This window comes from Stenotrophomonas sp. 24(2023), assembly GCF_030913365.1.
In the GTDB taxonomy this organism is placed as follows: Bacteria; Pseudomonadota; Gammaproteobacteria; order Xanthomonadales; family Xanthomonadaceae; genus Stenotrophomonas.
The window spans coordinates 1,124,711-1,150,451 of the sequence record NZ_CP133160.1; the positions used below are offsets into that span (position 1 = coordinate 1,124,711).

Sequence of the window (25,741 nt, forward strand, 5' to 3'; positions counted from 1 at the left end):
GAGACCGGGATGAACAAGCTGCAGGCGATGGAAGTCTTCGTGCAGGTGGTGGATGCGGGGGGCTTCACCCGCGCCGCCGAGACCCTGAAGCTGCCCAAGGCCACGGTGTCCACGCTGATACAGGCGCTGGAGACCTCGCTGGCAGCCACGCTGCTGAACCGCACCACGCGCCGGGTCAGTGTCACCGCCGAAGGGGCCGCCTACTACGAACGCTGCGTGCGCATCCTGGCGGACGTGCGTGATGCCGACGACAGCCTGTTCCACACGCGCCTTCGCCCCAGCGGGCGGCTGCGCGTGGATGCCCCCACCGGGCTGGCCAACGATGTACTGGTGCCGGCGCTGCCGGATTTCCTGGCGCGCTACCCGGAGATCCAGCTGGAACTGGGCTGCAGCGACCGGCAGGTGGACCTGGTGGAGGAAGGCGTTGACTGCGCCATCCGCGGTGGCCGCCGGCTGGCGGATTCGAATCTGGTCGCACGCCGCATCGGGACCATGCACTACGCCACCTGTGCTTCGCCGGGCTACCTGCAGAAACACGGGCGGCCCCTGCACCCGCACGATCTGGTGCAGCACCGCTGCATCAACTATTTTTCGGTGCGCAGTGGCAGGGCTTTTGACTGGTACTTCGCCCGTGGTGGCGAACAGCTGCAGTTCGCCCTGCCCAGCCAGATGGCACTGAGTGACAGCCATGCCTATACCGCCGCCGGTGCCGCCGGACTGGGCATCGTGCAGATGGCACGCTTCCTGATGGCCGCCATGATCGATGACGGCCGCCTGCTGCCGGTGCTGGAAGACTGGACCAACGAGCCGCTGCCGATCCACGTGGTGTACCCGCAGAACCGGCACCTGCCGGCCAAGGTGCGCGTGTTCGTGGACTGGGCGGCGGCCCTGTTCGCCGCACACCCGACCCTGCGCTGAGGCACGCCGGGACGCTGCTGCGCTCAGTCGTTGGGCAGGCCTTCGGCCTGTCGCGCGGCTTGCACGCTGGGCCGCTGCGCCATGCGCGCCATGTACGCGGCGATGGCGGTGTAGGCGGACAGGTCGATGCCCACCCGCGGCGGCCAGCACAGCACGTTGTACAGGTAAGCATCGGCCAGGCTGAAGGAATCGCCCAGCAGGTAATCGTTGCTGTGCAGGTGCGCGTCTACATGTGCGAAACGGCTGGCCAGGTTGCCCTCGGCAAAGCGGGCCTTCGACGCAGCCCCGACCAGCGGCGAGAACATCACCGCCATGCCCTTGTGCAGGTCGGTGGCCACGAAGTTCAGCCATTCCAGTGCGGTGTAGCGTTCACGGCTGCCCGGTGGCGGCAGCAGCGCGTGCTGCGGGTGCTGGTCGGCGATCCACTGCAGGATCACTGCGCCTTCAGTCAGTACATCACCATCCTCCAGCGCGAGTGCGGGCACGAAGCCCTTCGGTGTCACCGCCAGGTAATCACCTTCGTCGGTCTGCTTGGTCGCGAAATCGACCTTGACCAGTTCGAAGGCCAGGCCGGCCTCGCGCAGCGCGATCTGCGGCGACAGGCCACAGGAGCCAAGGGCGTAATAGAGTTTCATGCAGGTTCCAGGGTGGGGACAAGCGGGATGCTGCGGCAGCGGTCAGCGCTGCAGTGCATCGAAATCGGAAGCATCATGGCGTTCGCGCAGGAACTGGCCGGGTGCGCCGTTGCTGCGGTTCACGCGGCGGCCGCGATCGACCGCCGGGCGCGCGCCCACCGCCGTGTACCAGCGCAGCAGATGGGTGTACTGCTCCACCTGCAGGAACGCATGGGCGTTGTATACGCCGTACAGGCTGCCCGGGTACCACGGCCACACCGCCATGTCGGCGATGGTGTACTGGTCACCGGCCAGGAACTCGTGGCGGGCCAGATGGGTATCCAGTACGTGCAGCTGGCGCTTGGTTTCCATGGCGTAGCGATCGATCGCATATTCGATCTTCATCGGCGCATATGCGTAGAAATGCCCCAACCCACCGCCCACGAACGGCGCCGCGCCCATCTGCCACATCAGCCAGTTCAAGGTCTGCGCCCGTGCGCGCGGTTCGATGGGCAGGAACGCACCGAAGCGCTCGGCCAGGTAGACCATGATCGAACCGCTTTCAAACAACCGGATGCCCGGCGTGGCACTCTGATCCACCAGTGCGGGAATCTTCGAGTTGGGGTTCACCTCGACAAAACCACTGCCGAACTGCTCGCCCTGGAAGATATCGATCAGCCAGGCATCGTACTCCGCGCCATCGTGGCCGGCTGCCAGCAGCTCTTCCAGCAGAATGGTGATCTTCTGGCCGTTGGGCGTGCCCTGCGAATACAGCTGCAGGGGATGCCGGCCGACCGGCAGCGGCCGTTCGAAGCGCGCCCCGGATTCGGGGCGGTTGAGGGCCGCGAACTGGCCACCGTGATTGGATTTCGGCGACCAGACCGCGTCCGGCACATAGCCGGCCGGCTGGTTGGGCAAGGGGGAGGCGTGCATGCGGAGCTCCTGGGCATACGCCCGCGGAATGACAGGTCGTGGCCAGGGCGCAACGCGCCAGGCCGTCGGCGCGGTCGTGCGCACAGGCCGCGACCGCTGCGCAGAAGTCTAGGAATGCACGGCCGGCCGATCTACGCGGCGCGCGCGAATTCAGTGCTCAGCCCGCTGAACAATGCACCGGGCAGGGCCCCGCGCTGCCGCATGGGTGAAGCGCCGGGGTCAGCGCCGGCGTGGCTTTCCGGCCGGGCGGAACTGCTGTCCCTTGCCCTTGCGGCCGCGCTCCTGCGCGGTCTCGGCCTGGCGTACGGCCAGCTTGGCGGCAGCGGCAGCCACCTCTTCCTTCAGCTTGAAGTAGTTCTGCAGGCGGCTCTCTTCGATCTCACCGGCATCGATGGCCGCGCGCACGGCGCAGCCCGGTTCCTGCTGGTGCATGCAATCGTTGAAGCGGCACTGGGCGGCCAGCGCTTCAATATCGGCAAAACCGCCTTCGGACAGGGTTTCCTCACCGGTCGGCTTCAGCTCGCGCATGCCCGGGGTGTCGATCAGGCACGCCCCCATCGGCAGCGGCATCAGCGCGCGGTGGGTGGTGGTATGGCGGCCACGCGAATCGTTGGCGCGCACCGCGTTGGTCTTCATCCGCTGCTCGCCCAGCAGGGTATTGGTCAGCGTGGATTTGCCGGCACCGGACGAGCCCACCAGCACCACCGTGCGGCCCGGGCCCAGCCAGGGCTCCAGCACGGACACGCTGCCGGCATCCAGGCCGTTGATTGCGTGCAGGGCGATCCCCTGCATCTCCAGCTCCTCCAGCACCGCCAGCGCGTCTTCGCTGTACTCGGTCTGGTCGGCCTTGGTCAGCACCACCACCGGCTCGGCGCCACCACCGCCGACCAGCAGCAGGTAGCGTTCGATCCGGCGCGGGTTGAAGTCCGCATCCAGGCCGCAGACGATGAAGACGGTATCGATGTTGGCCGCGATCACCTGCTGGTGGTAATGCTCGCCGGCCGCGCCGCGCTTGATCGCGGTACGACGCGGCAGCAGCGCGACGATGCGGATGCCCTCCAGCAGCACCCAGTCACCCACCGCCGGGCGCTCATGGCTGGGGAAGCGCGGACGCTGCCATTCCGGCAGCGACTCGGCCTTGATCGAAGCCTCCGGGCCATCGGCCACGACATAATGGGTGCGGTGCTGTTCGATCACCCGTGCCGGGCGGGCATCCGGGTGGGCAGCCATCAAGGCCTGCCAGTCAGACTGCTCGGCCGGGCCAGGCCAGGGCCAGCCGATGGACTGCAGGGCGGTGAAATCGGGGGTCGGGGTCATCGCCGCCATTCTACCCGGCCCGGCCGCCCCTCAGCCCAGCACCGGCGGGCCCTGCGCGGCCTTGCCATGCACTGCAACAATTCCGCTACCATGGGTTTCCACGCCACTGACGGCCCACTGCCCATGTCCACCACGTCGCCCAAGCCCCTGGCCACCCGCGAGCGCCTGTCCGAAGTGCGCTATGAAATCCGGGGTGAACTGGCCCGGCGAGCGCGTGAACTGGAGGCCCAGGGCCGCAAGCTGATCAAGCTCAACATCGGCAACCCGGGCAACTTCGGCTTCCGTGCGCCCGAGCACCTGCAGCATGCCATCGCCGATGACATGGGCCGCACCGATCCCTACACCCACCAGCAGGGGCTGCCGGTGGCCCGTGAAGCCGTCGCCGCCGCCTATGCGCGCCGTGGCGCCCCCGATGCCCACCCGGACCGGGTGTTCATCGGCAACGGCGTGAGCGAGCTGATCGACCTGTCCCTGCGTGCCCTGCTCAACCCGGGCGACGAAGTGCTGGTGCCCTCGCCGGACTATCCGCTGTGGTCGGCGGCGACCATCCTCAACGATGGCCGCCCGGTGTACTACCGCTGCGCGCCGGAGAACGGCTTCCAGCCCGACCCGAGCGAGATCGAGACGCTGGTGTCCTCGCGCACCCGCGCCATCGTGCTGATCAACCCGAACAACCCCAGTGGCGCCAGCTACCCGCGCGAACTGCTCGAGCGCGTGGTGGACATCGCGCGACGGCACAACCTGCTGCTGCTGGTCGATGAGATCTACGACCAGATCCTGTACGACGATGCGGTGTTCCAGCCGGTCGCGCCGCTGGCCGGCGACCAGCCCTGCCTGACCTTCAGCGGCCTGAGCAAGGTGCACCGCGCCTGCGGCTGGCGCGTGGGCTGGGCCCACCTGAGCGGCGACGAGGCCCGCCTGGGCGAGTTCCGCGCCGCGCTGGACCTGCTCAGCGCCCTGCGCCTGTGCGCCAACGTGCCCGGCCAGTACGCCATCGATGCCGCGGTGAACGGGCCGGACACCATTTCCGCGCTGTGTGCCCCCGGTGGCCGCCTGTACGAAACCCGGCGCGCGGTGATCGAGGCCTGCAACGCCAGCGAGCACCTGTCGCTGGTGGCCCCGGCCGGTGCGCTGTACGCCTTCCCGGCGGTCGTCGGCCCGGCCGCCAAGGCATTCGACGACCACGCATTCGCCCTGCAGCTGATGAACGACGAAGGCGTGCTGGTGGTGCCCGGTTCCAGCTTCAACGTGCCCTACCGCCACCATTTCCGCGTGACCCTGCTGCCGGAAGCCACGGTGATGCGCGATGTGTTCGCGCGCATCGACCGCGTGCTGGCCCGCCGTGCCGAAGCGGCCACCAAGGTGGTGCCGCTGAAGCCGCGGCGTTCGGTCGCCTGAGCGTGGCACTGCGCTACCTGGCCCTGGGCGACTCCTACACCATCGGCGAAGCGGTCGCGGTGGAAGGCCGCTGGCCGCACCAGCTGGCCGCAGCACTGCGCGGCACCGGCATCGCGCTGGACGATCCGCACACCATCGCCACCACCGGCTGGACCACCGATGAGCTTGATGCCGGCATCGACCGCGACGGCCCACAGGGGCCGTTTGATTTCGTCAGCCTGCTGATCGGCGTCAACAACCAGTACCGTGGCCGCCCACTGGGTGAATACGACGGCCAGTTCCAGGCCCTGCTGGAACGGGCGATCGGTTTTGCCGGTGGCCGCGCCGACCGCGTGCTGGTGCTGTCCTTCCCCGACTGGGGCGTGACCCCGTTCGGTGCCGGCAGTGGTCGCGACCTGGCCCGGATCGCCGCTGAGACCGATGCCTTCAATGCCGCTGCAGCCGCGACCAGTGCCCGCCACGGCGTGGCGTTCGTGGACATCACCGGCATCAGCCGCGACCACGGCCATGACCCGGCGATGATCGCCAGCGACGGCCTGCACCCCTCGGCCGCGATGTATGCACTGTGGGCCCGGCGCGCCGAACCGGTGGCACGGGGCCTGCTGGCGGGCTGACCGCCGCTGAATGGCCGTGCCTGTGCCGGGCGGCCATACTCGGCCCCTGCCCGCTCCGGCCACCGTGATGACCCCAGCCTCCCCACCCCCGCCGCGCCTGCGCCATTCCGCGCTGGGCATCGCCGCGCTGGGGGTCAGCCTGCTGGGCCTGGTGCTGTTCCTGATCGCCAGCGGCCTGGGCCTGCTGCTGGTGCAGCGTCACGTCGCCGCCGAGGGCCTGGTGATGGCCCCCACCCTGGGCGTGCTGGGGCTGGTCAGCACCGGCCTGCAGGGCCTGGCCCTGCTGCTGGCGCTGGGCAGCCTGCTGCAGGCCCGCCGCAGGCGCCTGCCGGGCGTGGTCGCCCTGCTGCTGGCCCTGGTGCTGCTGGGCAGCCATATCGCCGCCGTGCAGTGGGCGGGCCAGCACTGGGCACAACCGGCCCCCGCTGGCTGAGGGCAGCCTCGGCAACGCCGCACGAATGCATTGTTCCCCTGTCGGTCATGCCCGCACCGGTGGTCAGGGGTAAAATGCCGGGTTCAACCGTCCGGATCACGACCATGTCCCTCGACCCCGCCCTGCGCTCGCGCATCGAATCCATCCTCAACGCCAACCGCGTCGTGCTGTTCATGAAGGGCCAGCCGTCGATGCCGCAGTGCGGCTTCTCGGCCAAGGCCGTGGGCGCACTGCAGGACCTGGGCGTGGAGTTCGCCCACGTCAACGTGCTGGCCGACCAGGAAATCCGCGAAGGCATCAAGGCCTATGGCGACTGGCCGACCATCCCGCAGCTGTACATCGACCAGGAACTGGTCGGCGGCAGCGACATCATCCTGCAGATGGCCGCCAGCGGTGAGCTGAGCAGCGTGCTGGGCCTGGCCGCGCCGGACCGCACCCCGCCGTCGATCACCGTCACCCCGGCCGCCGTGGAAATGCTCAAGGGCGCGCTGGCCGATGCCCCGGGCGCCGCCCTGCAGCTGAGCATCGATGCGCGCTTCCAGCCGAACTTCCAGCTGGCCCCGCACGATGACGCCGCCATCGCCGCCGAATCCAACGGCCTGCGCGTGCAGTTCGACCTGGCCAGCGCGCGCCGCGCCGACGGCATCACCATCGACTGGGTGGACGACATCCGCGGCAAGGGCCTGGCCATCGACAACCCGAACGCACCCAAGGCCGTGCAGGAACTGGACGTGCGCGAGGCCGACGACCGCGTGCGCGCCGGTGCCGTGCTGCTGGTGGACGTGCGTCCGGCCGACGAGCGCGCCATCGCCGCCGTCGGCGTGCCGTTCAAGACCTTCGACGGCAACGGCCGCGCCGAACTGGAAGCGCTGCCCAAGGACACCGCGCTGGCCTTCCTGTGCCACCACGGTGGCCGCAGCGCCCAGGCCGCCGAGCAGTTCCGCGCCCTGGGCTTCACCCAGGTCTACAACGTGACCGGCGGTATCCATGCCTGGTCGGAGAACGTCGACAACGGCGTGCCGCAGTACTGATCCGCCCTGCCGGGGCCGGCAGCCTTCCCATCGGGAAGGGGCTGGCCCGACAATGAAAACGCCGGCGACTGCCGGCGTTTTTTTGTCCGTGGTTCACGGGAAAAGCGATCCACGCATGGCGTGGATCTACGCGGCGCGGCTTCCGGTAGATCCACCGCTCAGCCGGCGAAGCCGCCCTCGGCCAGGTAGTCCAGTTCTTCCGGGGTCGGAATGCGGCCCAGCACTGCATTGCGGTGCGGGAAGCGGCCGAAGCGGCGGATGATCTCGCGGTGCAGTTCGGCGTAGCCCAGGTACTCCTTGTCCCCCAGCACATCGAACATCGCCACCGAGCGGTCCTGGTCCAGCGGGTCTTCCGAATGCTCGAAGGGCAGGTAGATGAAGGCCCGCAGCTTGGGTACCAGCTGCAGGTCCAGGCCTTCCTCGATGGCGCGCATGGCGTAGTGCCGGGCCAGGCCGTCGGTGGCATAGGAATGGGCGGTACCGCGGAAGCAGTTGCGCGGGAACTGGTCCAGCAGCAGCATCAGCGCCAGCGCGCCTTCGGCAGTGGACAGCCAGTGCTCGCGCCCGCGTGCGGCGGCGGCATGGTGTTCATCCTGGAACAGCTCGCGGAAGCGTGCGTCGAACGCATCGTCGCGGACGAACCATTTGTCCGGGCCCGCGTCTTTCCAGAATTCAACCACCTGCGTGGCAACGTCCATCACCTACTCCCGGGCCCGGGTGCCTGGCACCCTGCCGCCGTCATCATTCATCGAAGCGCAGGTGGCGGACCGACTTGCCGTTGCGCCGGATAAGCTTAAGCGCCTCGATGCCGATCTGGATATGGTTTTCCACGAACTGGGAGCTGACCTTGGCATCGGAGGCCTCGGTCTTGACCCCGTCCGGGACCATCGGCTGGTCCGATACCAGCAGCAGGGCACCGCTGGGAATGTGGTTGGCGAAGCCGGCGGCGAACACGGTGGCCGTTTCCATGTCGATGGCCATGCAGCGCATGGCCCGCAGGCGCTCCTTGAAGGCCTCGTCGTGTTCCCAGACCCGGCGGTTGGTGGTGTAGACGGTGCCGGTCCAGTAGTCATGGCCCAGGTCGCGGATCATCGTGGACACCGCGCGCTGCAGGGCGAACGCCGGCAGCGCCGGCACCTCCGGCGGCAGGTAATCGCTGGACGTGCCCTCGCCGCGGATGGCGGCGATCGGCAGGATCAGGTCGCCCAGCTGGTTCTTGCGCTTGAGGCCACCGCACTTGCCCAGGAACAGCACCGCCTTGGGCATCACCGCCGAGAGCAGGTCCATGATGATCGCCGCGTTCGGGCTGCCCATGCCGAAGTTGATCAGGGTGATGCCATCGGCGGTGGCACTGGCCATCGGGCGGTCCAGGCCGACGATGGGGGCACCGGTCAGCTCGGAAAAGGTATGCAGGTAGCCGCCGAAGTTGGTCAGCAGGATGTGTTCGCCGAACTGGTCCAGCGGCACGCCGGTGTAGCGTGGCAGCCAGTTGTCGACAATGTCCTTCTTGCTTTTCATGGGGGTGCTCCGGTACGGCCGATGGCCTGTATTTTCCGGCAGCGGGCCGCCCGCCGTCGAGGCATGGACGGCCCGGGCAGTGAAAAAGGGCACTTGGCAATGCGCCTGTCCCCCGGCTAGCGTCGTCCCCTTCGAGGATTCCGCCGAGAGGGAGCTGCATGTCTTCGTTGTTGCGCGCCGGCCTGGGGCTGGCCCTGCTGTCATTCACCGCCGCCACGGCCACCGGGGCCTCGCGCTTCGTACAGGACCCCTACCCCAGCACCTACCGTGCCCAGCCCGGCGCACCGGTGCTGATCCACAACGCCACCGTGCTGACCGGTACCGGCCAGCGCCTGGACGATGCCGACGTGCTGCTGCGCGATGGCCGCATCGAAGCGGTCGGCCGTGGCCTGCAGGCCGGTGCCGACGTGCAGCGCATCGACGCGCACGGCAAGTGGATCACCCCCGGCCTGATCGACGTGCACTCGCATCTGGGCGTGTACCCCAGCCCCGGCGTGGGCGCGCACAGCGACGGCAACGAGATGACCGCACCGGTCACCGCCAACGTCTGGGCCGAGCATTCGGTCTGGCCGCAGGACCCCGGCTTCGCCGCGGCGCTGGCCGGCGGCGTGACCGCCATGCAGGTGCTGCCGGGCTCGGCCAACCTGGTCGGTGGCCGCGGGGTCACCCTGAAGAACGTGCCGGCCACCACCTACCAGGCCATGAAGTTCCCCGGCGCACCGTGGGGCCTGAAGATGGCCTGCGGTGAAAACCCCAAGCGCGTCTACGGCGGGGGCAAGGGCGTGGCACCCGGCACGCGCATGGGCAACGTGGCCGGCTACCGCGCCGCCTTCATCGATGCCAGCGAATACATCGCCAAGAACAGCCCGAAGCCGGCCAAGCGCAAGGGCTGGTTCGGCAGCGACAAGGGCGACAGCGCCGGCGATGCCGGTGGCAAGCGCGATCTGAAGCTGGACACGCTGGCCGGCGCGATCCAGGGCGACATCCGCGTGCACATCCACTGCTACCGCGCCGATGAAATGGCCACCATGCTCGACCTGGCCAAGGAATTCGGCTTCAGGATCGCGGCCTTCCACCACGGCGTGGAAGCCTACAAGCTGGCCGACCGGCTGGCCGCCGAAGGCGTATGCGGTGCGCTGTGGGCCGACTGGTGGGGCTTCAAGATGGAAGCCTTCGACGGCATTCCGGAAAACATCGCGCTGGTGGACCGCCCGGCCAACAGCTGCGCCATCGTCCATTCCGATTCGCCCGAAGGCATCCAGCGCCTGAACCAGGAAGCGGCCAAGGTGATCGCCGCGGCCCGGCGCGCCAACATGCCGGCCATCACCCCCGAGCACGCCATTGCCTGGATGACCGCCAACGCCGCCCGCTCGCTGGGCATCGAAGGCCAGACCGGCACGCTGGAAGCGGGCAAGATGGCCGACGTGGTGGTGTGGAACGGCAATCCCTTCAGCAGCTACGCGCACGCCGAGCAGGTGTTCATCGACGGGCGCATGCAGTACGACCGCAACCACCCCGCGGCCACGCCGCGGTCCGATTTCCAGCTGGGCCAGGAGGTGCTGTGATGGCGATGACCCGCAAGCAACGCCGGGCATGGCCCGGCGCTACCGTGGTGGCGCTGCTGCTGTTGGCGGCCACCGCATCGGCGCAGGACCTGCTGGTGCGCAATGCCACCGTGCATACGGCCAGCGCGCGCGGCAGCCTGCAGGGCAGCGATGTGCTGGTGCAGGGCGGCATCATCCGCGCCATCGGCAGCGGCCTGGCCGCCCCGGCCGGCACGCCGGTGGTGGACGCCAATGGCCGCCCGCTGACACCGGCCCTGTTTGCCGGCATCACCGAGATCGGCGTGGAGGAGGTCAGCGGTGAATCGAGCACCGTGGACAGCACGCTGAAACTGGGCGAGCAGCCGTTGCGGCCGGAATTCGATGTCACCCTGGCGTACAACCCGGCCTCGGTACTGCTGCCGGTGACGCGCCTGGAAGGCTTCGGCTTCACCCTGCTGGGCGCCAGTACCGGCGGTGGCTTCGTGGCAGGCCAGGGCGGCGTGCTGCGCCTGGACGGCAGCGCCGACCCGATCGGCCCGCACGCGCTGTTCCTGCGCCTGGGTTCGGCCGCGGCCGAACTGACCGGGCAATCGCGCGCGGCACAGTGGATGCTGCTGCAGCAGATGGTGGACGAAGCCCGCGGCAAGGTCGCTGCCGATTCGCCGCATGCCCTGCTGACACCGGCCGGGCGCCGCACCCTGGCCCAGTACCTGGCCGGCCAGGGCCGCATCGTGGTGGCCCTGGACCGCGCCGCGGACATCCGCCAGCTGCTGCGCTGGGCCGCCCGCGAAAAGGTGCGCATCGCCATTGCCGGGGGCGCCGAAGCCTGGCAGCTGGCCCCGGAACTGGCGCGTGCGCAGGTACCGGTGTTCGTCGATGCCCTGGGCAACCTGCCCGACAGCTTCGACCAGATCGGCGCCACCCTGGAAAACGCCGCCCGCCTGCAGCGTGCCGGCGTGCCGGTCAGCTTCGCCCAGCGCGGCGACAACTCGCACAATGCCCGCAAGATGCGCCAGCTGGCCGGCAATGCGGTGGCCAATGGGCTGCCCTGGGCCGATGGCCTGGCCGGCCTGACCCGGGTGCCGGCGCAGGTGCTGGGCGTGGGCGACCAGATCGGCACGCTGGACGTCGGCAAGCGCGCCGACCTGGTGCTGTGGGAAGGTGACCCGCTGGACGTGGCGCACTATGCCGAACAGGTCTGGCTGGACGGCCGCGCGCAGCCGATGCGCTCGCGCCAGAGCGACCTGCGCGACCGCTACCTGCAACGCACCGCCACTCCCTGATCCTGCAGGCCCTGCCATGACCCCGCTGCGCTGGTACTTCGACTTCGTTTCGCCCTATTCCTACCTGCACTGGCAGAAGCTCAAGCGGCTGCCGCAGTTCGGCCAGATCGTGCCGGTACCGATCGCCTTCGGCGCGGTGCTGCACCACCTGGGCAACCTGGGGCCGGCGGAGATACCGGCCAAGCGGCGCTTCATGTACCGGCAGCTGGCCTGGACGGCCGAGCAGGAAGGCGTGCCGCTGCGCTTCCCGCCCGGCCATCCGTTCAACCCGCTGGCCGCGTTGCGGCTGTGCCTGGCGGCCGGTGCCGGCAGCGCGGCGGTGGATGCCCTGTTCAACTGGATCTGGCGCGATGGCAATGCCGGTGACAGCGCACAGGCGCTGGCGCCGGTGGCCGAAGCGCTGGGCATCAGCGATGTCCAGGCCGCCACCGCCGATGCGGCGGTCAAGGAGCAGCTGCGCCGCAACACCGAAGCCGCCATCGCCGCCGGCGTGTTCGGCGTGCCGACGCTGGCTGTCGGCAGCGAGCTGTTCTGGGGCAACGATGCGCACCCGCTGATGGCCGCCGTGCTGGCCGACCCCACCCTGCTGCAACGCCCGGACTGGCAGGCACTGGAAACGCTTCCGGTGTCCATCCACCGCAACCGCTGACACCCCGCCGTCGCGTATACCTCGCGCGGCGGCCTCAGTTCTGCGATAGTTTTCACGTTTCCGACACTACTACCGGCCGGAGGGGGCCCGCAGATGCGCATCGGAATCGTCGTCGACTCTGCCTGTGACCTGCCGCAGGACTTCATCGCCCAGCACAACATCGTGCTGCTGCCCATCACCGTGCGCATCGGCGAGGCCGTACTGGCCGACCACCGCGACGAACAGGCCACGCTGGGGTTCCTGCATGCGCATGTGGCCGAACATGGCGCCGAAGCGGAAACCATTCCCTTCACCGTCAACCAGATCCGCGACCTGTTCCTGCAACGCCTGGTGATCGACTACGACCACGTGTTCTGCATGACGATCACGCGCACGCGCAGCCCGATCCACGACAACGCGATGCAGGCCAGCTTCGCCATCCTCAACGACTACAAGCCGGTGCGCCAGGCGGCAGGGTACAACTCGCCCTTCGCCCTGCGCGTGCTCGACACCCAGAACCTGTTCGCCGCCCAGGCGGTGACCGCAGTGGAAGCGGTGCGCCTGCGCGACAGTGGTGCCAGCGTGCAGCAGATCCGCGAGCGGCTGGAAGAACTGGCCGGCAACGTGCACGGCTACATGATCACCCGCGACCTGTACTACATGCGCGCCCGCGCCCGCCACAAGGGCGACCGCAGCGTGGGCCTGCTCAGCGCCGCGCTGGGCAGTGCGCTGGACATCAAGCCGGTGCTGCACGGCTACCGCGGTGAAACCGGCCCGGTGGCCAAGATCAAGGGCTTCGACAACGCCGTGCAGAAGCTGTTCGGCGTGGTCGGCCAGCGCGTGCGTGCCGGCCTGATGACCCCCAGCGTCTGTGTCAGCTATGGCGGTGAACTGGAGGACCTGCGCGCCCTGCCCGGCTATGCGCAGATGAAGGAGGTCTGCGCCGCGCACGGGGTGACGGTGTACGAATCGGTGATGAGCCTGACCGGCATGGTCAACGTCGGCAAGGGCGCGGTGACCGTGGGCTTCGCCGACGGGCCGCACCGCTTCGAATGACCGTGGGCTGCACGGCCACCTCTGCACGCCGATTCCACCGCGCCTGTGCCAGCCTTGCCGTACCAGAAGGAGATCACCATGCCTGCGCAGTACCACATCAGCCTGCCCGACCCGTCCAAGGCCCGCGGCAACGACCCTGACCTGTCCTTCCGTTCGCAGGGCGCCGCCGGCTTCGCCGAGGAACTGCAGGACGCACTGCGCAGCGGCACCCTGTTCGAGCGCTGGCGTGCCAAGCAGCCCGATCCGGATGCGGTGGAGCCGCAGTGGGGGGTCACCGATCCGGACGCCACCGTGACCGGCGAACAGAAGGACCTGCGCATCAACCTGGTCGCCACCACCCGCATCGACAGTGACGTGTTCAAGCAGCGCCTGCGCCTGCTGGCCGGCCACCACTGGGAACTGCGCGACGTGCGCTGAGGGGTGTCCCCGGGCCGTACTCCCCCCGGCGCTACCGCGGTCAACAATCGATCACGCCTTCCCCGCTGCTCCCATCGTCAAGCACCCGCGCATGCAGGACCACCTGGTTGCGTCCGGCACGCTTGGCCGCGTACAGGCCGGCATCGGCATCGGCCAGCAACTGGTCGGCACTGGCCATCGCCGGGGGATGCAGGTATCCCACGCCGATGCTGATGCTGACCGGGCCTTCGGGCAGGGTCAGCGCTTCCACCGCCAGGCGCAGGCGCTCGGCCAGCGCCAGCACCCCTGACAGCGTGCTGGCCGGCACGATCACTGCAAATTCCTCCCCGCCATAACGCGCCACGCTGTCGGCAGCCCGCCCGGCGGTGGACTGCAGTACGGCAGCGACCGCGCGCAGGCAGCGATCGCCGGCGGGGTGGCCATGTGCGTCGTTGAACGCTTTGAAATGATCGATGTCAACCAGCAGCAGCGCCAGCGCCGCGCCGCTGCGGCGTGCGCGGTTCCATTCGGCCTGCAGCAGGGTATCGAACTGGCGACGGTTGGCGACCCCGGTCAGGCCATCCTGATGGGCCAGGCGGTCCAGCGCGGCCTGGCGGGCCAGCAGGTCGCTCTGCAGCAGCGTGCTGCGCAGGCCGAAGCCCAGCGTGGCCACGACGAAGCCGGCCAGCGCCAGGGCGCGCGCATGGTCCACCACCAGCGTGCCCACCACCAGCAGCAGCAACGGCAGGATGATCGGGCCTCCGGCCTGGACCAGCCGCGACAGCTGCGGGTGCAGCACCCCGCCGGGTACCGGTGCCCGCCGCAGCGCCAGCAGGGCCAGCAGCAGGAACGGCACGTCGATCAGCAGGTCGTTGTAGGCGCCGAAGGACTGCTCGGCGGTGTAATGGTTGATGTAGAACGCGACCCCCAGGTAGGCCAGTGCATACAGCGCCAGCGCGCGGAAGAAGACCCGGCGCTCGGGTACATCGCCGGCCAGCCAGCGCACCACCGCGAATGCGGCGATGCACAGGTTCTGGATGTCGAACATGCGCTGCATGAGCGCCAGGGCATGGCTGTCGACGTCGATGCGGTCGGCGAAGGAGCGGGTGTGCACGAAGAACAGCACGCCCAGCAGGGCGGCCATTCCCCCGTCGATGAGGCTGATGCTCCAGCGCTCGCGCCGCGCCCGGGCCAGGATGAACACCAGCGGCACGCCATACAGCACGTACAGCAGCAGGCTGGCCGTGGGCGTGATGTTGGCCCGGCCGGCGCCCAGCGCATCGATCATGTTGACGCCCATGCCCCCGGCCCACAGCAGCAGCGCCAGTGCGGTGGCGCGCCAGCCCAGCGCGGCGCGGTCGCGGCGGGCGCGCAGCAGACAAGCCGCCGCCGCCAGCAACGGCGCGGCGACCAGGAACACGAACGATCCCCCGCCGGCCGTCCCCGGCCAGAACGCCACGACCATGCCGTGGCAGAGCACGTACAGCAGCGCCAGCAGTACCGGCATGCCTGTTCCCTGTCGCAGGCCCGTCTGCACCCACCATAGCGTGCCGTACCGCCACGGCGGCGTGATCCAGCGCCCCCGTGCGGCGATGCCGGGCCCCGGCACGCCGGGCATCGGCCCGGCGCCCAGGCCATGCGCGGCCCGTGTCAGCCGTGCAGTGCGCCGGCGTGGTGGGCGATGTGCTCGCCGATGAAGCTGGCGATGAAGTAGTAGCTGTGGTCGTAGCCCGGCTGCAGGCGCAGGGTCAGCGGGTGCCCGGCAGCCGCGCAGGCCTGCTGCAGGTGCTGCGGCTGCAGCTGGACCTGCAGGAACTCATCGGCATCGCCCTGGTCCACCAGCAACGGCAGCCGTTCCTGCGCGCCGGCCACCAGTGCGCTGGCATCCCAGGCTGCCCAGGTGCTGCGGTCCGGGCCCAGATAGGCGGTGAACGCCTTCTGGCCCCACGGGACCTGGCTGGGCGCCACGATCGGCGAGAACGCCGACACGCTGCGGTAGCGCCCCGGGTTGCGCAGCGCGATCACCAGCGCGCCATGGCCGCCCATCGAATGGCCGCTGATGCCACGCGCGCCGGTCACCGGGAAATTGGCCTCGATCAGCGCGGGCAGTTCGTGGGCCACGTAGTCGTGCATGCGGTAGTGCCTGGCCCACGGCTGCTCGGTGGCATTGAGGTAGAAGCCCGCCCCCTTGCCCAGGTCGTAGCCCTCGGCGTCGGCCACGGCGTCACCGCGCGGGCTGGTATCGGGCGCAACGACGATCACCCCGTGTTCGGCGGCGTAGCGCTGCGCACCGGCCTTGGTGATGACGTTCTGCTCGGTGCAGGTCAGGCCGCTGAGCCAGTACAGCACCGGCAACGGTCCGTCCGCCACCTGCGGCGGCAGGTAGATCGCAAACTGCATGTCGCAGCCCAGCGTGGACGAATGATGGCGGTAGACATCCTGCCAGCCGCCGAAGCAGGCGCGGTGTTCGATGCGTTCCATGGGGTTCCTCCCGGGGGCGGCAGGCACGATGGCCCGCCACCCGGCGTGGTTCAGTAGTGGACGACGGAGCGGATCGACTTGCCCTCGTGCATCAGGTCGAAGGCTTCGTTGATCTTGTCCAGATCCATGGTGTGGGTCACGAACGGGGCCAGCTCGATATCGCCCTTCATCGCGTCTTCCACCATGCCCGGCAGCTGGCTGCGGCCCTTCACGCCGCCGAAGGCGGTGCCCATCCACTTGCGGCCGGTGACCAGCTGGAACGGACGGGTGGAGATCTCCTGGCCGGCACCGGCCACGCCGATCACCACGCTCTGGCCCCAGCCACGGTGCGCGCATTCCAGCGCCGCACGCATCACGCTGGTATTGCCGATGCACTCGAAGCTGTGGTCCACGCCCCAGGTGGTCATTTCCACGATGACCTGCTGGATCGGCTTGTCGAAGTCCTTCGGGTTGATGCAGTCGGTGGCACCGAACTCGCGCGCCAGTTCGAACTTGGACGGGTTGGTGTCCACCGCGATGATGCGGCCGGCCTTGGCCTGGCGCGCCCCCTGGATCACCGCCAGGCCGATGCCGCCGAGGCCGAACACGGCCACGCTGTCACCTTCCTGCACCTTGGCGGTGTTGTGCACCGCGCCGATGCCGGTGGTGACGCCGCAGCCGAGCAGGCAGACGTGTTCCGGGTTCGCCTCCGGGTTGATCTTTGCCAGCGACACGTCGGCCACCACGGTGTACTCGCTGAAGGTCGAGCAGCCCATGTAGTGGTAGATCGGCGCGCCGTTGTAGCTGAAGCGGCTGGTGCCGTCGGGCATCACGCCTTTGCCCTGGGTCGCGCGCACCGACACGCACAGGTTGGTCTTGCCGCTCTTGCAGAACAGGCATTCACCGCACTCGGCGGTGTACAGCGGAATGACGTGGTCGCCCGGCTTGACGCTGGTCACGCCCTCGCCCACCTCCACCACGATGCCGGCGCCTTCATGGCCCAGCACGACCGGGAACAGGCCTTCCGGGTCATCGCCGGACAGGGTGAACGCATCGGTGTGGCAGACACCGGTGTGGGTGATCTTGACCAGCACTTCGCCGGCCTTCGGCGGGGCGACGTCGATCTCGACGATCTGCAGCGGCTGGCCGGGACCAAAGGCGACGGCGGCACGGGATTTCATGGTGGGTTCTCCAAGGAAAAGCGGGGGACACGGGGTGGCGCTGCGGGGCGCCAGGGCTTATTTCAGGTAGGAGCGGATCAAGGCGCTCATGTCACGCACGCGTTCGGCACGTTGTTCGGCAGATGCGGCCGGCTGGCCGAATTCCTCGCGCAGGTGGGCTTCCATCACTTCGGACATCAACCCGTTCACGGCGCCACGGATGGCCGCGATCTGCTGCAGCACCGGTCCGCAGTCGGCGCCCGCCTCCAGGGCCCGGTCCAGCGCATCGCACTGGCCACGGATGCGGCGCACCCGGGCCAGGACCTTCTTCTTCTCTTCAGGGGAGTGCGGCATGGCAGGCTCACGGCGGGAACTATACTGGGGGACAGTATAATGAAAAGGGCGCCGGATGGCAGCGGCGCCCCTGCACCGGGGCCCGCACGGCCGGTGGCCACGGGATGGCCACGGGCACATCATCCTTGGAAGTCCGCACGACCACCGGTTACCATGCGGCGATGGCCACGCCATGACACCGCCTTGTGGGGGCATGTCTTTTGGAGAGCCCGGTTTTCCGGGAGAGAGAGGGTTCGATGCCCTCCTTGCCCACCCATCCGGACACGCATGAAATTTCACGTCACCCTGCTGTGGAAAACGGTTCTCCCGCTTGGCGCAGCATTGCATGAGCTCTGCCGTCCCCATGGTCTGTTCAACCGCGCAGGCGGCAGGACCTTCGTCCGTTCGCTGGGCGGGGATTTCCATCTGCAGGACGCACCGGTGGTGCTGGCCCCCACCGACAGGTTCCACCACGCGCTGCGCGACGTCCGGGCGGCCCTGGGCATTGCGGAAAACCGCTTTCCCTACCGCCATGCGTTCGTATTGCCCGGCCAGTCCACCGGCGTCAACTATGCCTTCCACGTGCATGGCCAGGTGCTGTGCACGACCGTGCAGCTGTCGATGCTGGACATCGATGAGCAGACCGACTGGGGCGGGCTGCAGAAGCTGGCGTCGCTGCACGACCTGTGGGAACTGAGCCGGCAGATCCTGGCCATCACGGCATCGGGCAGCATGACCCCGGCATTGGCCCCGTCGCCGCAGATACTGCCGGCACTGCATGTCCAGGCCTCGGGCATTCCCTGCGAACCGGTCAACGAGCGCCTGGCAAGTGCACTGACCGGGCATCCCGGCCTGAACGCTGGCATCGTGCGCACCGTGCTGGAGAAGAACCAGGCACACCAGCTGGATGACACGTTGCTGCTGGCCGACAAGCAAGGGCTTGCCGCCTATGTGCCGGCGCATGCCCCCCCCGATGCGGCACGGATGAACCTCAAGCGGTTCCACAATGCTGCGGCAATGCTGGAACTGGCCGCCGTGACGCGCTACCAGCTGCGCGGGCGCCAGCCTGTCAGCGCCGATCTGGCCGCCGCCATCGGTGACCCCGCCGCGTCCATCACCGGCAGCATCTCCGGCCAGAAAATCTGGTCCCTGCTCACCCGGGAATTCGCATTGCCGGCACTGCTGGCACGGTTGAACACCGCCGCCGCAGCGCCCACCGCCCACGCCCCGCCTTCCACGCTTCCGCTCCCCTCCAGGCCGCCCACCATGACGACCCCTTCCACCCGCCTGCTCATCATCACGGTTACCGACGTGGAATCACGGGCGTTGCGCGATGCGCTTGTCCAGGCCACCGGGCAGGAGGCAGTCCCCCTCCGCATCGACAACTTCACCTACCGCGATTTCGGCATGCTGGGGGATTTCCAGGTCTTCCACCAGATCTCGGGCATGGGTTCGGGCGGGCTGGACGGATCGCAGGAGTCCATCCGCCGCAGCATCGAGGCGATCAAGCCCGATGCCGTGCTGATGGTGGGCATCGCCTTTGGTACCGACCGGAAGAAGCAGCCCATCGGCACCCTGCTGGTCTCCGGACAGATCCAGTCCTACGAGCTGCAGCGGATCAACAACGATGGTTCGATCAGGCTGCGCGGGGACAAGGCCACCGCTTCCCCGGCCATGTTGAACTGGGTCCAGCATGCACAACTGTGCTGGCCGCAGGAGGCTGCCAAGCTCAAGATCGGCCTCATCCTCAGCGGCGAAAAGCTGATCGACAACCTCGACTACCGGGATGCGATCCTGGCCATGGCACCCGAAGCCATCGGCGGGGAGATGGAAGGCGCCGGGCTGTACGTCGCCGGACGGAACGCCAATGTCCAATGGCTGCTGGTCAAGGCGGTCTGTGACTGGGCGGATGGAAAGAAATCAACGAACAAGACGCAGAACCAGCAACAGGCGGCGGAGTCCGCAGCGGCGTTCACGGTACACCTGCTGCGGGAAAACACGGTGCCCCGCACCCGGTCGTGACTCCCCGCAGGCCGCGCTACTCGCGCAGCATGTCCACGAACGCCCGCAGGGCAGCGGTCATCTGCCGCTGCTTGGGGTAGTACAGCGCAAAGCCCGGGAACACATCGCACCAGTCTTCCAGCACCGCCACCATGCGGCCATCGTCCAGATAAGGCCGCGCAGCGTCCTCCAGCACGTAGGACAGGCCGATGCCATCAAGCACCGCACCGATGATGCTGCTCTGGTTGCCCAGGGTCAGCCGCCCGGGCACGTCCACCTCCAGCGCCTGGCCGTCGCGCTCGAACTGCCACTTGTAGACGCGGCCGCTCACGAAGCGGAAACGGATGCACTCATGCTGGACCAGCTCGCGCGGGTGCCGGGGCGCCGGCCGGCGCTGCAGGTAGGCCGGCGAGGCCACGATCAGGCCACGCAGCGGCGGCCCCAACGGCACCGCCACCATGTCTTCCGGTACCGATTCATGCAGGCGCACGCCTGCGTCGTACCCATCGGCCACGATGTCCACCAGGTCCTCGTCTTCGGTCAGCTCGACCCGCACGTCCGGGTGCAGCTGCAGGAAACGCACCAGCCGCGGCCGCAGCTGGGTGCCCACCGCCGCACGCGTGGCGTTGATGCGCAGCAGGCCGGCCGGCGCGGCGCGGAAGCGGTTCATCTCTTCCAACGCCTCGTTCACCTGCTCCAGTGCAGGCTGCAGGCGTTCCAGCAGGCGCTGGCCGGCTTCAGTGGGGGCCACGCTGCGCGTGGTGCGGTGGAACAGGCCCACCCCCAGCCGTTCCTCCAGCGCGCGGATGGCATAACTGACCGCCGAGGTCGACAAGCCCAGCTCAGCCCCCGCACGACGGAAGTTGCGGTGGCGGGCGACGGCGGCGAAGGCGGCCAGATGGGTGAGGTTGTCCGAAGCCACGATTATCCTGCCAGACTTGATGAATCATGCCGATATCCGGGCTTCTTGGGCCCGATCCCGGGGCGTATTGTAAAGCGCTTTCCCACAAACCCTGCCAAGGATTCCCCATGTCCCTCGCCCGTGGTTACGCCGTCACCGACAACACCGCCCCGCTCAAGCCCTTCAGCTTCGAGCGCCGCGCGGTGGGTCCGGACGACATCCGCATCGACATCCTCTACAGCGGCATCTGCCATTCGGACCTGCACCAGGCCCGCGACGACTGGGGCGGCGCCCAGTTCCCGATGGTGCCGGGCCACGAGATCATCGGCCGGGTGGTCGAGGTCGGCGCCAACGTCACCCGCCTGAAGGTGGGCGACATTGCCGGCGTGGGCTGCATGGTCGATTCCTGCCGCACCTGCGACGCCTGCGAACACGACCTGGAGCAGTACTGCGAACAGGGCCCGACCTGGACCTACAATTCGCGCGAACGCGTCAGCGGCGAACTCACCCAGGGCGGCTACTCCGACCACGTTGTGGTCGAGCAGCGCTTCGTGGTCAAGGTCTCCGAAACGCTGGACCTGAAGGCCGCCGCGCCGCTGCTGTGCGCCGGCATCACCACCTATTCGCCGCTGCGCCACTGGAAGGTCGGCCCCGGCCAGAAGGTCGGCGTGATCGGCCTAGGTGGCCTGGGCCACATGGGCGTGAAGTTCGCCAAGGCGATGGGCGCCACCGTGGTGATGATCACCACCAGCCCGGAGAAGGGTGCCGATGCCAAGCGCCTGGGCGCCGATGACGTGCTGGTCTCGCGTGACCCGGCACAGATGAAGGCCCACGCCAACAGCTTCGACTTCCTGCTCAACACCGTGCCGGTCGGCCATGACACCAACCCGTACATGAGCCTGCTCAAGCGCGACAGCACCATGTGCATGGTCGGCGTGATCACCGAGATGGACCCGCCGCTGACCGGTGGCAACCTGATCTTCGGCCGCAAGAGCGTGGCCGGCTCGGGCATCGGCGGCATGGCCGAAACGCAGGAAATGCTGGACTTCTGCGCCAAGCACAACATCGTCAGCGACGTTGAAGTGATCGACATCAAGGACGTCAACGAAGCCTGGGACCGCATGCAGAAGAACGACGTGCGCTACCGCTTCGTGATCGACATGGCCACGCTGAAGAACGCGGCCTGATCCAACCGCTGCGTGAAACGCAAAAACCCCGGCAATGCCGGGGTTTTTCATGTCCGCCGTGCGCGCACCGGGCCAGGCCCGGCACCACGCCTCAATAGGCGAACTCGCGGAACACCTGGTCGATGTCGCCATGCCAGCGGCCATGGAACAGGGCCAGCTTGCGCTCGGCCGGGGTCAGGCCGGATTCGACGATTTCCTGCAGCACGTCCAGGAACTTGCTCTCGTCCTGGCCATCGGCATTGCGCGCCGCACGCCGCTGCAGGCCGGCCACGGCGATCTTCAGCGCCTCGCGGGCCAGGTCGCGCACGGTGCCGTTGCGGAACGGCAGGCCCATGGCGTACTTCGGCACGCCGTCGCGCAGGGCATGGCGTTCGGCCAGGGTGAAATCACGCACCAGGTCCCAGGCGGCATCCAGCGCGGTGTCGTCATACAGCAGGCCCACCCAGAACGCCGGCAGCGCGCACAGGCGGCTCCACGGGCCACCGTCGGCGCCGCGCATTTCCAGGTACTTCTTCAGGCGCACTTCCGGGAAGGCGGTGGTCATGTGGTCGGACCAGTCGCGCAGCGTCGGCAGCGCGCCCGGCAGCACCGGCAGCCTGCCCTGCATGAAATCGCGGAAGCTCTGCCCGCTGGCATCGTGGTAGGTGCCATCGCGGTAGGAGAAGTACATCGGCACATCGAGCAGGTAATCGACATAGCGCTCGTAACCGAAGCCCTCCTCGAACACGAAGTCGAGCATGCCGGTGCGGTCGGCGTCGGTGTCGGTCCAGATATGCGAGCGGTAGCTCAGGTAGCCGTTGGGCTGGCCTTCGGTGAACGGCGAATCGGCGAACAGCGCGGTGGCGATCGGCTGCAGCGCCAGCGACACGCGGAACTTCTTCACCATGTCCGCTTCGGTGGCGTAATCCAGGTTCACCTGCACGGTGGACGTGCGGGTCATCATGTCCAGGCCCAGCGAACCGACCTTGGGCATGTACGAACGCATGATCCTGTAGCGGCCCTTGGGCATCCACGGCATTTCATCGCGGCGCCACTTCGGCTGGAAGCCCATGCCGAGGAAGCCCAGCTGCAGTTCGCCGGCCACCTGTGCCACTTCATTCAAGTGGGTGCCGGTTTCCACGCAGGTCTGGTGGATGGTTTCCAGCGCCGCGCCGGACAGTTCCAGTTGGCCGGCCGGCTCCAGCGTCACCGAGGCGTTGTCACGCAGCAGGGCGATGGTGTGGCCGTTCTCCTGCACCGGCTCCCAGCCGAAGCGGGTCAGGCCGTTGAGCAGGGCTTCGATGCCACGCTCGCCGTCGAAGGTGGGCGGGCGCAGGTCATCCAGGCGGAAACCGAACTTCTCGTGCTCGGTGCCGATGCGCCACTGCGCACGGGGCTTTTCTCCGGAAGCAAGCACCTCCACCAGTTGCGAACGGTCGGTGATGGGCGTCTCGGCGACGTGGCTGGGGCTCGACAAGGGACAGACTCGCTGGGCAGAGGTGGGGAGGTGGGGATCGGAGCCCACCGTCGCAAGGGCGCACTATAGCGTGACGCCCTGCAGCAGCAGGCGACCGTGACGGGTTTCAGCATCCTACCGGCGGCGTCTTGACCCCCGTACACTCAGCGCAATGAGCCGCCATTCGCGACACCCCGAGCTGCATCGTGCCGACCGCGTCGGCTGGCTGCGCGCCGCCGTGCTGGGTGCCAATGACGGCATCGTCTCGGTCGCGGGCCTGGTCGTGGGCGTGGCGGCCAGCGGCGCGCCGGCCGGCACCGTCCTGGCCACCGGCGTGGCCGGCACCGTGGCCGGGGCGATGTCCATGGCCGCCGGCGAGTATGTGTCGGTGCAGACCCAGGCGGACACCGAGGACGCCGATCTGGCCGTGGAGCGCCGTGAACTGCGCGAGGACCCGCACAGCGAGCTGGAGGAACTGGCGGCCATCTACCGCCACCGCGGGCTGGCGCCGGCCCTGGCGCGGCAGGTGGCCGAACAGCTGACCGCCCACGATGCGCTGGGGGCGCATGCGCGCGATGAACTGGGCATCACCGATACCCTGCGCGCACGCCCGTTGCAGGCCGCGCTGGCCTCGGCCGGTGCATTCACCTGTGGTGCGGCGCTGCCGGTACTCACGGCCCTGTTCGCCAGCCCCGGGCAGGCGGTGCTGGCCACCACGGCCAGCACGCTGCTGGGCCTGTGCCTGACCGGAGCGCTGGCCGCCCGGGCCGGCGGCGCCTCGCCCTGGCGCGGTGCGGTGCGGGTGATGTTCTGGGGCGCGCTGGCCATGGCCGCCGCTGGCGGCGTGGGCCGGCTGCTGGGCACGCACATCACCTGACAGGCCGGCCCAGTGCCGGCGGCTCATCCCGCAGTTGCCGGGCCCGGCAACTGCGGCGACGGCAGGGTTACGCCAGCCCCAGCCAGCCGCCGATGACGGCACGGGCCTCGTCCACGCCGGTGCGGTCCTCGCCGGAGAACACCTGGACACTGACGCTGTCGCCGTAGGCCGAGTGCAGTTCCTTGCGCACCTTCTGCAGAGTCTGCATCTGCTGGCTGCGGCTCAGCTTGTCGGCCTTGGTCAGCAGCGCATGCGCCGGCATGCCCCGCTGCACGGCATAGGACAGCATCTGGCGGTCGTAGTCCTTCAGCGGGTGGCGGATGTCCATCACCACGACCAGACCCTTGAGGGCTTCGCGGGTGCGGAAATACCTGTCGATGAAGGCCTGCCAGTGCGCCTGCAGTTCCAGCGGCACCTTGGCGTAGCCGTAACCGGGCAGGTCGACCAGGCTGGCTTCGGGGGTGACCTGGAAGAACACCAGCTGCTGGGTGCGGCCGGGGGTCTTGGACACGCGGGCCAGCGCGTTCTGGCGGGTCAGCGCGTTGAGGGCACTGGACTTGCCGGCATTGGAGCGGCCGGCAAAGGCCACTTCGGCCCCTTCATCGGGCGGCAGCTGCCGCGCGTTGTGGGCCGAGAGGTGGTAACGGGCGCGTTCGAGGAGCAATGACATGCCCATAGGATCGCATGTTGCGGCGCCGCGCGCCCGATCCGGGGGCCCGGGGCCGGAAAATGCTGCGCTGCTTCGTTGACCGTGCGCGGAAACGGCGTTGATAATCCGGGCGATGCCGGTCGCCGCCGCCCGGCCCGGTCCAAACGGAGCTTCAGCATGCGCCACGCTCGCGTTCTTGCCGTATCCGCCCTTGCCACTGCCGTTGTCGTTGCCGCCGCTGCCTTTGCGCAGACCACGCTCACCCCGCTTCCCGACACCGGCCCGATCCAGACCGCGTCGCTGGAAGTGGACTTCAAGAAGACCACCTGGGGCGATGCCAAGGCCGGCCAGGGCAAGGCGGCCGCCTGCGCGGCCTGCCACGGCGCCGACGGCAATTCCACGCTGGACATGTACCCGTCCATCGCCGGCCAGAGCGAACGCTACGTGGCCCAGCAGATGGCGCTCATCGCCAACGGCCAGCGCACGTCCGGCGCATCGGCGGCGATGGTGCCCTTCGTGCAGAACCTCACACCACAGGACATGCGCGATATCGGCGCGTTCTTCGCCACGCAGAAGGCCGGTGCCGGCATCGCCGATGACACGGCCGTGGCCGAGGGCCCCTACAAGGGCATGAAGTTCTACGAGATCGGCCAGCAGCTGTACCGCGGTGGCGATGCCAAGCGCGGCCTGCCGGCCTGCATGGCCTGCCACGGCCCGGCCGGCGCGGGCAACCCGGGCCCGGCCTACCCGCACGTGGGCGGCCAGCACGCCAGTTATGTCGCCCGCCGCCTGCAGGAATACCAGGCCGGCCACACCAGCGAGACCGACAAGGCGCACTTCCAGATCATGGCCACGGTGGCGTCCAAGCTGACCGAACAGGAAGTGCAGGCGCTGTCGAGCTACCTGCAGGGCCTGCACAACCGCGCCGACGACGCCGTTCCGGCGCAACCGGCTGCCGCCCCCTGACCACCACTGGTCGGCACGGGCCGCCACGGCGGCCCGCAGCTGCGGTATGTTCCCTTCACGCCGGCGGTTGCGCCGGCGTTGTTTTTTTC

26 protein-coding genes are annotated in these 25,741 nt (G+C 68.7%); 14 read left to right on the top strand and 12 right to left on the bottom strand.

Annotated features, from left to right (window positions below; translation table 11 throughout):
- Window positions 1-9 precede the first annotated feature (9 nt).
- A complete protein-coding gene (locus tag Q9R17_RS04940; protein ID WP_308157326.1) occupies window positions 10-918 on the top strand; it encodes a LysR family transcriptional regulator in 909 nt (302 codons plus the stop codon).
- A gap of 23 nt (window positions 919-941) precedes the next feature.
- Here Q9R17_RS04940 and gstA read toward each other — a convergent pair whose 3' ends face one another.
- The 3 genes from gstA to rsgA all read right to left on the bottom strand — a co-directional run bounded on the left by gstA (window position 942) and on the right by rsgA (window position 3,782).
- Entirely contained in the window at window positions 942-1,553 is a 612-nt protein-coding gene (gene gstA, locus Q9R17_RS04945; RefSeq protein WP_308157327.1) for a glutathione transferase GstA, read from the bottom strand.
- Between the two features lie 42 nt (window positions 1,554-1,595).
- Entirely contained in the window at window positions 1,596-2,465 is an 870-nt protein-coding gene (gene yghU / locus Q9R17_RS04950) for a glutathione-dependent disulfide-bond oxidoreductase (RefSeq protein ID WP_308157328.1), read from the bottom strand.
- Between the two features lie 219 nt (window positions 2,466-2,684).
- Window positions 2,685-3,782 carry a ribosome small subunit-dependent GTPase A gene (gene rsgA / locus Q9R17_RS04955; RefSeq protein WP_308157329.1) on the bottom strand — a complete coding sequence of 366 codons (1,098 nt, stop codon included), beginning with the start codon at window positions 3,780-3,782 and terminating at the stop codon, window positions 2,685-2,687.
- Between the two features lie 123 nt (window positions 3,783-3,905).
- On the opposite strand from rsgA, the gene Q9R17_RS04960 reads away from it, so the two are divergent.
- From Q9R17_RS04960 to grxD, 4 genes are all read left to right on the top strand, one after another.
- Entirely contained in the window at window positions 3,906-5,180 is a 1,275-nt protein-coding gene (locus Q9R17_RS04960; RefSeq protein WP_308157330.1) for a pyridoxal phosphate-dependent aminotransferase, read from the top strand.
- Between the two features lie 2 nt (window positions 5,181-5,182).
- Window positions 5,183-5,794 carry an SGNH/GDSL hydrolase family protein gene (locus tag Q9R17_RS04965; protein WP_308157331.1) on the top strand — a complete coding sequence of 204 codons (612 nt, stop codon included), beginning with the start codon at window positions 5,183-5,185 and terminating at the stop codon, window positions 5,792-5,794.
- A 67-nt stretch (window positions 5,795-5,861) separates the two neighbouring features.
- Complete coding sequence (locus Q9R17_RS04970) at window positions 5,862-6,227, top strand: hypothetical protein (protein WP_308157332.1); 366 nt, start codon at window positions 5,862-5,864, stop codon at window positions 6,225-6,227.
- A 104-nt stretch (window positions 6,228-6,331) separates the two neighbouring features.
- Window positions 6,332-7,258 carry a Grx4 family monothiol glutaredoxin gene (grxD, locus tag Q9R17_RS04975; protein WP_308157333.1) on the top strand — a complete coding sequence of 309 codons (927 nt, stop codon included), beginning with the start codon at window positions 6,332-6,334 and terminating at the stop codon, window positions 7,256-7,258.
- Between the two features lie 158 nt (window positions 7,259-7,416).
- Here the strand turns inward: grxD and Q9R17_RS04980 are convergent, their stop codons facing one another.
- Window positions 7,417-7,956, bottom strand: a complete 540-nt coding sequence (locus tag Q9R17_RS04980; protein WP_308157334.1) for a DUF924 family protein — start codon at window positions 7,954-7,956, stop codon at window positions 7,417-7,419.
- Between the two features lie 43 nt (window positions 7,957-7,999).
- Window positions 8,000-8,776 carry an AMP nucleosidase gene (locus Q9R17_RS04985; protein ID WP_308157335.1) on the bottom strand — a complete coding sequence of 259 codons (777 nt, stop codon included), beginning with the start codon at window positions 8,774-8,776 and terminating at the stop codon, window positions 8,000-8,002.
- Between the two features lie 158 nt (window positions 8,777-8,934).
- On the opposite strand from Q9R17_RS04985, the gene Q9R17_RS04990 reads away from it, so the two are divergent.
- The 5 genes from Q9R17_RS04990 (at window position 8,935) to Q9R17_RS05010 (ending at window position 13,704) form a co-directional block, all read left to right on the top strand.
- On the top strand, window positions 8,935-10,341 hold the full coding sequence (locus Q9R17_RS04990) for an amidohydrolase (RefSeq protein ID WP_308157336.1): 1,407 nt from the start codon (window positions 8,935-8,937) through the stop codon (window positions 10,339-10,341).
- Entirely contained in the window at window positions 10,341-11,603 is a 1,263-nt protein-coding gene (locus Q9R17_RS04995) for an amidohydrolase family protein (protein ID WP_308157337.1), read from the top strand. The genes Q9R17_RS04990 and Q9R17_RS04995 overlap by 1 nt, the downstream gene beginning before the upstream one ends.
- Before the next feature lie 16 nt (window positions 11,604-11,619).
- Window positions 11,620-12,252 carry a 2-hydroxychromene-2-carboxylate isomerase gene (locus tag Q9R17_RS05000; protein ID WP_308157338.1) on the top strand — a complete coding sequence of 211 codons (633 nt, stop codon included), beginning with the start codon at window positions 11,620-11,622 and terminating at the stop codon, window positions 12,250-12,252.
- Window positions 12,253-12,345: 93 nt separating this feature from the next.
- On the top strand, window positions 12,346-13,287 hold the full coding sequence (locus Q9R17_RS05005; protein WP_308157339.1) for a DegV family protein: 942 nt from the start codon (window positions 12,346-12,348) through the stop codon (window positions 13,285-13,287).
- Window positions 13,288-13,365: 78 nt separating this feature from the next.
- Window positions 13,366-13,704 carry a hypothetical protein gene (locus Q9R17_RS05010; RefSeq protein ID WP_308157340.1) on the top strand — a complete coding sequence of 113 codons (339 nt, stop codon included), beginning with the start codon at window positions 13,366-13,368 and terminating at the stop codon, window positions 13,702-13,704.
- A 40-nt stretch (window positions 13,705-13,744) separates the two neighbouring features.
- Here the strand turns inward: Q9R17_RS05010 and Q9R17_RS05015 are convergent, their stop codons facing one another.
- The 4 genes from Q9R17_RS05015 to frmR form a co-directional block, all read right to left on the bottom strand.
- Window positions 13,745-15,190, bottom strand: coding sequence for a GGDEF domain-containing protein (locus Q9R17_RS05015; protein WP_308157341.1), 1,446 nt, complete (start codon window positions 15,188-15,190; stop codon window positions 13,745-13,747).
- Window positions 15,191-15,333: 143 nt separating this feature from the next.
- Window positions 15,334-16,164: an S-formylglutathione hydrolase gene (gene fghA, locus Q9R17_RS05020; RefSeq protein WP_308157342.1), complete on the bottom strand. Its 831-nt coding sequence runs from the start codon at window positions 16,162-16,164 to the stop codon at window positions 15,334-15,336.
- Between the two features lie 50 nt (window positions 16,165-16,214).
- Complete coding sequence (locus Q9R17_RS05025; protein ID WP_308157343.1) at window positions 16,215-17,324, bottom strand: S-(hydroxymethyl)glutathione dehydrogenase/class III alcohol dehydrogenase; 1,110 nt, start codon at window positions 17,322-17,324, stop codon at window positions 16,215-16,217.
- 57 nt (window positions 17,325-17,381) lie between these two features.
- A complete protein-coding gene (gene frmR, locus Q9R17_RS05030; RefSeq protein ID WP_308157344.1) occupies window positions 17,382-17,657 on the bottom strand; it encodes a formaldehyde-responsive transcriptional repressor FrmR in 276 nt (91 codons plus the stop codon).
- A 183-nt stretch (window positions 17,658-17,840) separates the two neighbouring features.
- Between frmR and Q9R17_RS05035 the strand changes: the two genes are divergently transcribed.
- Complete coding sequence (locus Q9R17_RS05035) at window positions 17,841-19,658, top strand: hypothetical protein (RefSeq protein ID WP_308157345.1); 1,818 nt, start codon at window positions 17,841-17,843, stop codon at window positions 19,656-19,658.
- 16 nt (window positions 19,659-19,674) lie between these two features.
- Here the strand turns inward: Q9R17_RS05035 and Q9R17_RS05040 are convergent, their stop codons facing one another.
- A complete protein-coding gene (locus Q9R17_RS05040; RefSeq protein ID WP_308157346.1) occupies window positions 19,675-20,559 on the bottom strand; it encodes a LysR family transcriptional regulator in 885 nt (294 codons plus the stop codon).
- Window positions 20,560-20,666: 107 nt separating this feature from the next.
- On the opposite strand from Q9R17_RS05040, the gene Q9R17_RS05045 reads away from it, so the two are divergent.
- Window positions 20,667-21,725, top strand: a complete 1,059-nt coding sequence (locus Q9R17_RS05045; protein ID WP_308157347.1) for an NAD(P)-dependent alcohol dehydrogenase — start codon at window positions 20,667-20,669, stop codon at window positions 21,723-21,725.
- 91 nt (window positions 21,726-21,816) lie between these two features.
- Here the strand turns inward: Q9R17_RS05045 and Q9R17_RS05050 are convergent, their stop codons facing one another.
- Window positions 21,817-23,181 (bottom strand): glutamate--cysteine ligase, encoded by a 1,365-nt coding sequence (locus Q9R17_RS05050; protein ID WP_308157348.1) that lies wholly within the window; start codon window positions 23,179-23,181, stop codon window positions 21,817-21,819.
- A gap of 151 nt (window positions 23,182-23,332) precedes the next feature.
- Between Q9R17_RS05050 and Q9R17_RS05055 the strand changes: the two genes are divergently transcribed.
- Window positions 23,333-24,037 (top strand): VIT family protein, encoded by a 705-nt coding sequence (locus Q9R17_RS05055; protein ID WP_308157349.1) that lies wholly within the window; start codon window positions 23,333-23,335, stop codon window positions 24,035-24,037.
- 67 nt (window positions 24,038-24,104) lie between these two features.
- Here Q9R17_RS05055 and yihA read toward each other — a convergent pair whose 3' ends face one another.
- Entirely contained in the window at window positions 24,105-24,707 is a 603-nt protein-coding gene (yihA, locus tag Q9R17_RS05060; protein WP_308157350.1) for a ribosome biogenesis GTP-binding protein YihA/YsxC, read from the bottom strand.
- Window positions 24,708-24,863: 156 nt separating this feature from the next.
- Here yihA and Q9R17_RS05065 point away from each other — a divergent pair, with 156 nt between their 5' ends.
- Window positions 24,864-25,652 carry a c-type cytochrome gene (locus tag Q9R17_RS05065; RefSeq protein WP_308157351.1) on the top strand — a complete coding sequence of 263 codons (789 nt, stop codon included), beginning with the start codon at window positions 24,864-24,866 and terminating at the stop codon, window positions 25,650-25,652.
- Window positions 25,653-25,741: the final 89 nt, after the last annotated feature.